Annotated in this window: 6 protein-coding genes and 1 tRNA gene; 2 read left to right on the top strand and 5 right to left on the bottom strand. The window is 71.5% G+C overall.

What is annotated here, in order from left to right; genetic code table 11:
- The first annotated feature begins 24 nt into the window (after positions 1–24).
- Positions 25–101, top strand: a tRNA-Met gene (locus ACESM1_RS24550).
- On the opposite strand, the gene ACESM1_RS24545 is transcribed toward ACESM1_RS24550, so the two are convergent.
- The 5 genes from ACESM1_RS24545 to ACESM1_RS24525 all read right to left on the bottom strand — a co-directional run bounded on the left by ACESM1_RS24545 (position 58) and on the right by ACESM1_RS24525 (position 5,172).
- Positions 58–1,770: a recombinase family protein gene (locus tag ACESM1_RS24545; RefSeq protein ID WP_372623861.1), complete on the bottom strand. Its 1,713-nt coding sequence runs from the start codon at positions 1,768–1,770 to the stop codon at positions 58–60. The genes ACESM1_RS24550 and ACESM1_RS24545 overlap by 44 nt on opposite strands.
- Positions 1,771–1,783: 13 nt before the next feature.
- On the bottom strand, positions 1,784–1,981 hold the full coding sequence (locus ACESM1_RS24540; protein WP_372623860.1) for a hypothetical protein: 198 nt from the start codon (positions 1,979–1,981) through the stop codon (positions 1,784–1,786).
- Positions 1,982–2,378: 397 nt separating this feature from the next.
- On the bottom strand, positions 2,379–3,464 hold the full coding sequence (locus ACESM1_RS24535; RefSeq protein ID WP_372623859.1) for an IS5 family transposase: 1,086 nt from the start codon (positions 3,462–3,464) through the stop codon (positions 2,379–2,381).
- Positions 3,465–3,613: 149 nt separating this feature from the next.
- Complete coding sequence (locus ACESM1_RS24530) at positions 3,614–4,627, bottom strand: hypothetical protein (protein ID WP_372623858.1); 1,014 nt, start codon at positions 4,625–4,627, stop codon at positions 3,614–3,616.
- 122 nt (positions 4,628–4,749) lie between these two features.
- On the bottom strand, positions 4,750–5,172 hold the full coding sequence (locus tag ACESM1_RS24525; RefSeq protein ID WP_372623857.1) for a hypothetical protein: 423 nt from the start codon (positions 5,170–5,172) through the stop codon (positions 4,750–4,752).
- Positions 5,173–5,921: 749 nt separating this feature from the next.
- Between ACESM1_RS24525 and ACESM1_RS24520 the strand changes: the two genes are divergently transcribed.
- On the top strand, positions 5,922–6,221 hold the full coding sequence (locus ACESM1_RS24520; protein WP_372623856.1) for a hypothetical protein: 300 nt from the start codon (positions 5,922–5,924) through the stop codon (positions 6,219–6,221).
- Positions 6,222–6,480: the final 259 nt, after the last annotated feature.

The raw sequence follows: 6,480 nt of genomic DNA, 5'->3' as shown, positions 1-6,480 counted from the left end.
ACGACAGAACGGCACACAGTCCAACGCGGGGTGGAGCAGCCCGGTAGCTCGTCAGGCTCATAACCTGAAGGTCACAGGTTCAAATCCTGTCCCCGCATCCAACGTTGCCAAGACTTCTCCAGAACCCCTGTTCGCCCCCGCGCGAACAGGGGTTCTGCCGTTTCGGGCCACCGTGATCGGCCGGCCGGCATCCGCCTCGGCGCCATCCAGGAACGCCGCAAGGTCGCCGCGCAGCATCAGCGACACCTCGCCACGCCGCTCCCCCGGGATCACCAGGATCGCGTCGATCAGCGCACGCAGCGCCTCGGTCGCCACCGCCGCCGTCTCCGGCTCCGCCAGCGCCTCCTCCAGCGCCTCGACCCGGCGCCGATAGAGGTCTGGCAGGTTCGGGTGCAGCACCGGCACCGGCTCCGGCTCGCCCGCCGCCGCGGTCTCGCCGGCCAGCGCGTCCCGGCGGCGCTCGACCTCGCGCAACTCCGCCGCCATTGCCGGGCTGCCGTGGCCGTCCTTGATCAGCTCCAGCAGGTTCCGGATCTGCCGCTCGAGCTTCGCCGCCTGCGCCTGCAGGGACGCCTGCCGCGCGCCCCGGTCGCGATTCGCCGCGTTCACCTCGGCGACGTAGGCCGTGACGAACTCCTGCACCAACTCCGGCGCCAGCAGCCGCTCCTTGAGGCCGACCAGCACCCGACCCAGCAGCGCGTCGCGCGCCACGGTCCGCCGGTTGCCGCAGGTGCCGCGCTCCACATGGTTCGAACAGCCCAGCCGGCCGCCGCTGCCCACCACCGTTATCGGGCCCTCGCACAGGCCGCAACGGACCAGGCCGGCCAGCGCCCAGCGCGGACGCCGGGCCGAGGCCAGCGCGCTGCCGCGGTTCGGCGCCGAGGCCGCGGCCACGATCCGCCGGCCTGCCTCCAGGCGCCTCTGCGCGGCCTCCCAGACGTCGCGATCCAGGATCGCCAGGTCGGGCACCTGGCTGATCACCCAGGCCTCCCGCGGGTTCAGCCGCGCCACCCGCCGGCCGGTGTTCGGGTCCGTGTCGTAGTTCTGCCGATTCCAGACCCGCTCCCCGACATAGAGCCGGTTGCGCAGCAGCCCGGTCTCGCGCGCCGCCCCGCCGAGGAGCAGCGAGGCGGTCCACTTGCCGTTGCGCGGCCCCGCCACGCCCTCCGCGTTCAACGCCACCGCGATCGACCGCGGCGACTGGCCGGCCACGTAGCGCTCGAAGATCCGGCGGACGGTTGCCGCCTCCGTCGCCTCGACCTCGAGTTCGCCGGTGATCGGCGTGCCGTCCGGCCGCAGGCCCCGCCGGACCCGGTAGCCGTAGCAGAGCCCCCCGCCGCTGCGGCCGGCGCGCACGCGCCCCTCCAGGCCACGATGGGTTTTCTGCGCGAGGTCCTTCAGGAACATCGCCGCCATCGTGCCCTTGAAGCCGATGTGCAGTTCGTTGACCTCGCCATCCACGAAGGTCGCCACGCGAACCCGGGCGAAGGTCATCCGCTTGTAGAAGCCGGCGATGTGCTCCTGGTCGCGGCTCAGCCGGTCCAGCGACTCCGCCATGACCACATCGAAACGCCCGGCACGCGCATCGGCGAGCAGGCGCAGGTATTCGCTGCGCGTGTCGATCTGGCCGGTGACCGCGTAGTCGGCGTAGATCCCGACGACCTCCCAGCCCTCCCGTTCCGCACGGGCGCGGCAGATCCGCACCTGGTCCTCGATCGACGCCGGGGACTGCACGTCGTCGCTGTAGCGGGCGTAGATGGCGCAGCGCATCCTGTGCTCCTCCCTACCGAAGGTCGAGGGCCAGAGCCGCCGCCAGGATGGCGGCAACGAGGAGCAGCAGTAGCGCTGTCTCCACCATGCTGTGAGCCCGTCGGGCGCCGTGCCGGCGGGCAGCGTCGCGGCCCAGCGCCCGGGCCAGCGCGATCAGCGCCGGCGCCGCAGTCGGCGGGATCGGCGCCGCCCGCGTCATCATCGCTGGCATCGACCCCGCGCCAGGGCCGGGATCACCCGGCGTGCCGGCGGCACGGAGCGGGCGGCCGGCGGCTGTGAGGCTGGGCTCAGTTGCTCCTTCGGATAGGGCCATCTGGTTCCTCCTTGCGCATGATGGCTGTCGGCGGGCCGACCCGGTTCGGCGCGCCCGGTCGCGCCGGCGCCTCGGGGCGCCCGAAAGTCCTGGCGCACGGCGCCAGATCGAAACCAGAATGACGCGTGGTTCCGGAAAGTCACGCGGAAAGTATTGTCAACATTGAAGGTGGACACCTCCGATAACCGCCTGCGTTGCGCGGGGTGGGGCCGTTGATCGGCGTTGGAGCGGCCGGGAGTGGAGCGCTGGGACGGCGGCGGGAGGCTCTCGGGGCCTGTTCCGTGCGGCCGGCGGCTCAGGCGTGCAGACCTCTCCTATCGAGCCAGCACCATCGCTTCATGTTGTAGGCCATGTTGGCCAGCGTGACGGTGGCGCTCGCCCGGGCGAGGCCGATGGTGCGGATCACCAGGCCCATCACCCCCTTCTGATGCGCGAAGGGATGCTCGACATGGGCGCGCACCGCGGACTTGGTCGCGTTCGCCCTCGCATGGTGCCGCGGCATCGAGCGGCCCGGCGGCTTGCGGCGATGGATGCGGCTGACCTTGCCGGCGCCGGCGAGATACCGCTCGTTCTCCATCGAGCGGTAGGCGGTGTCGGCCCAGACATCGGAGGCGGTGTTGTTCGGATCGATCAGCCCTTCACGCAGCCGCGCCCCGTCATGCGCCGCCGCGTCGGTGGTTCGCTCGCGCCGGATCACACCGTGCCGGCGATCGATCGAGATGTGCGACTTGTAGCCGAAGTGCGGCACCGCGATATCGATCTGTGGCTTGCCGTCGGGGCCTGGCCTTGCCTTGCTGAACTTCACCGTCCAGCGCGCGTCGGTGTCCTTCTGCCGCGCCTTGGCCGGCTGATCCGGCCAGATGTCACGCGCCTTCTCGCCCGCCTTGATGCGCGCCTTCTCAGCCTCGGTGTTGCGCTGGCGGGGTGCTGCCACCAGGGTCGCGTCCACGATCTGGCCGGCCATCGGCAGATACCCCGCGCCGGTGATGGCCTCGTCCAGCCGGGCGAACAGCCTCTCCAGTGCGCCGGTGGCGATCAGCGCCTCGCGGAAATCCCACAGCGTGTTGGCGTCCGGCACCGCATCGCCGGGGCCAAGCCGGCAGAAGCGCATCCAACTCAGCCGGTCGGCCACCAGATACTCCGTCTGCGCCAGCGACAGGCCGTGCAGCGCCTGGAGCACCAGCATCCGGAACTTCAGCACCGGGTCGAAGGCAGGCCGCCCGCCCTTGCGAAGGTCGCGTGTGCCGAGCGCCGCGGTCAGATCAGCGCGGAACAGCTCGAAATCCACGGTGGTGGCGAGCTTCTCCAGCGGATCGCCCTGCGCCGAGAGCTGACGCAGGCGATCCTGCACGTCCCAGAAGCCAGCTTGGCCCGATGACATCCGCTGCCCCCTGCGCATCGCCCTACGCGAACGGAATCATCATCCCAGCCACGCCGCCAGGGGGTTTCCGGAGGTGTCCAGGTCGCGGCTTTGCAGGCGGAATGCGCGTTGGCAGGATAGCGTCTTGCAATACAGCGCCAATCTAGCCCCTATACGAGCGATAGAAGCCTGTCGGCTCGCTGAGCGTCGGCTGCGCTCTGCCCCAATTCACGCCAGTCCAGGACGCGGGTCGATATTGAGTCCGTCGCTTCCGTCACCCCGTTCCCCCCGGGAAGTGGCGCGGCGCGCGCAGTTTTGGGTGCGGCGGGCACGTCGTCTGCCGCGACCGCGGGGGGTGGCGCCTGTTGCAGAAGGCTCGCGCGCAGCGTCTCGGCGACACGCGCGCGCGGCTCGCGCAGCAGCATGTGCGCGGCGCCTAGCACGTACGGCTCCCGCGCGCGGCCGTCCCAGGCATCCACCACCCAGCCCGCCGCGACCGTCGGCGGCGGCGGCGCGATCGGCCGACCGTCCCTTTCCGCCGGCGGTGGCAGCGCGGGGTGCCGCAGACGCAGACCCTCGCGCCGCAGCGCCTCGTCCAGCGCGTTACGATTGAGGGCGTGTTCGGCCCAGATGCCCGCGAGCCGGCGCACCAGCATCGGCAGGTCGAGCGTCTCGCCTTGCGGGTCCGCGTGGCGACGTTCCAGCCGGCGCCGCTGCTGCGCCGAGTAGGCGGCGTATGCCGGAGCTCCCTCCTCGATGCCGGCCTCGCGCAGCCGCCGCGCGGATCGCGCATCATCGCCCTTCTCGAAGGCCGCCACCACGACCGTGTTGAACCGGCCCTTCGTGACCCGGTGCAACAATGACAGCTCGGCCCCGCGCGCGAGGCGCTCGTGGCGCGGATACATCCAGCGGCTGTCGAGCACCCGCCCGGTGACTGGGTCGATCTCCGGCACCATCAGGTGCCAGTGCCGGTCGTACCCCTGCGTGCCGAGGTATGGATCGTGGTGGGTTCGTCGCGGCTTCTGGTGCCGCACCAGGACGGCGCCCTCGGGATCGAACCCGAACTCGGCAGCGAGCGCCGAGACCACCGCGCCGGCTTCGGCGTCCGTGGTCGGCTCGCCCGGGGAGATGTGGAAATGCCGGATCGCGTAGGGATGGCGGCCGGCGCGGGCCATCTCGACCATGTCCTCCAGATCGGCCTCGCAGCCGGCGAGCGTGGCGACCTCCGCATTCCCCGGCCCGCGCCAGACATGCGCGGCCAGCCTGCGATGCCCTGAGCGGCTTCGGATCCGCGTCGCTGCGATGATCATGGCCCGGCCTCCTCGTCGCGCCGAGGCCGGCGCGGCATTCGGCGGCCAAGCAGCACGGCGCGGACATCCTTCCGAAGCTCGGAGAGCTCGGCGGCGATCTGCGCCGGGCCCCCGGGACCGGCCGGCAACCCTGCGGTGCCGCCGGCGAGGACCCCGGTGGCGCCCTCGAAGAGGATGTTCAGCCGGCGCTGGAAGCCGACGAGGTGCCGGCGCCAAGCCAAGGGATCGGTGCCGCAAGCTGTCGCCTGGTCAGCCACCGCGCGCAGCCATGCGGACAGATTGTGGACGCCGTTGCGTTCGGCCGCGGCGCGCCAGCGCGCGCGGTCGGCGGCGTGGATCCGCAGGCGGAGGATGCGCTCACGGCGGCGCTTGCCCTGCCGGGTCTGCGCCGGCTTCTGCCGCTGCTGGTCGTCTGTCATGTGCCTCTCCCGGTCTCGCTGCCGGGGGCGCGGAGGGAGCTGTGGGCACATTTCCCACGCCTGGCTCCCCCCGACTGCGCACCCCGGCTGCCGGAAGGGTGGCGGGCACGCTTGCAAGAGAGAGCACCGATGGCCAGGCGGCTCCTCGCCGGTCGATCAGCAGCCCGATCCGCGGCGGATGCCCGGGGCGAAGGGGTGCGCTCGCCGAGACAACGGCCGGCCCCCCCCGCGCCGTGCGGACACGGTGCTGGCACGGTGTGAGCACGGTTCGGGCACGGTGCTGGCACGGCGTGCTGCCGGGCCTGCACGGCGCCCATGCACGGGGCGATCCCGCATCTGGGCAAGCGCCGGAGCGTGGGCCGGACGCCACCGGCCCGAGCGGCGCACCCTTTGTGGCAGGATCCTTCCAATCCGGTCCCTGGGCTCGGCATCCTGTGCGGAAGGTCGAGGTGGGGAGGGTCGCGATGCGGCGTGACGACCCGACGCCATGACGCGGGGCCCGCCTGGCGATGCGCGTGGCGGGGTGCAGCGAAAATCGTCCGGATATGCACCAAAACTGTTGACTACGAACTGTGACCAGGAAATTGTCCTGGAGATGGCGGCGCCGAGCCGCCTTGAGGAGCCGCGCCCATGCGCCCGCCACGCAGCGCCCCCCGCCAGCCGTCCGCGCCAGTCCCTTTCGGGGCGCCGCCTTGTCCAGGCGCGCATGGCGGCGCCCGCGCCGCGGCAATACGGTTGCGGCTTGGCCGATGAGCCGAACGACCCGATGCCGCCGCGCGGCGCGCGGTGCGGCGGCGCCGAGGAGCCCGATCTCGCCGGATATCCCGATTCCGGCCGCCGGCGAGCCGGTGCCCTGGGCGACCCACCTGCGGGCGGAAATCCCCGCCTACGTGGCGGACCAGTTGCGCGAGGCCGCGCATCGGCGTCGCTGCACCATCGTCTCGCTACTGCTGCAGCTCATCGCCGCGCACCGGGACCCGGATGGTAGAGCGGTGTTCCACGTCCGGGCGGAAGACCTCGTGCGGGACAGGCGTCGGGCGCGGCGGTGACCCGACAGCGGTCCCCGGCGCGGCAGACTGGCGCTCGCTGTGGCCGCATCAAGCCGAAGCGAGATCAGCGAGGGCGCTGGCAGGTATTCCGTGCATGCGAGTCGTAACCAATCAGAATGCGGTCGGGTCAGGAGCCAAAATGCCCAGGGCGCTTGGCAATCACCCTGTCTGAAGCTCGAGTAAGCATCTCCATTCTCGCGTGAAGCAGGGGCCGCGTAATTATGGCGCTCGCTGAGTTAATTCGTTGACGCTCTATCCG

Origin of the sequence: Falsiroseomonas sp., assembly GCF_041690465.1 — a bacterium.
GTDB lineage: Bacteria > Pseudomonadota > Alphaproteobacteria > Acetobacterales > Acetobacteraceae > Falsiroseomonas.
Note: the sequence above shows the minus strand (reverse complement) of the source record. Positions and strands in the feature narration are given on the sequence as shown.

What these genes read in the sequence shown, in the direction of transcription:
- ACESM1_RS24545 (WP_372623861.1), bottom strand. Translation starts at nt 1,770, where the DNA reads ATGCGCTGCGCCATCTACGCCCGCTACAGCGACGACGTGCAGTCCCCG.
- ACESM1_RS24540 (WP_372623860.1), bottom strand. Translation starts at nt 1,981, where the DNA reads ATGCCAGCGATGATGACGCGGGCGGCGCCGATCCCGCCGACTGCGGCG.
- ACESM1_RS24535 (WP_372623859.1), bottom strand. Translation starts at nt 3,464, where the DNA reads ATGTCATCGGGCCAAGCTGGCTTCTGGGACGTGCAGGATCGCCTGCGT.
- ACESM1_RS24530 (WP_372623858.1), bottom strand. Translation starts at nt 4,627, where the DNA reads ATGGTCGAGATGGCCCGCGCCGGCCGCCATCCCTACGCGATCCGGCAT.
- ACESM1_RS24525 (WP_372623857.1), bottom strand. Translation starts at nt 5,172, where the DNA reads ATGACAGACGACCAGCAGCGGCAGAAGCCGGCGCAGACCCGGCAGGGC.
- ACESM1_RS24520 (WP_372623856.1), top strand. Translation starts at nt 5,922, where the DNA reads ATGAGCCGAACGACCCGATGCCGCCGCGCGGCGCGCGGTGCGGCGGCG.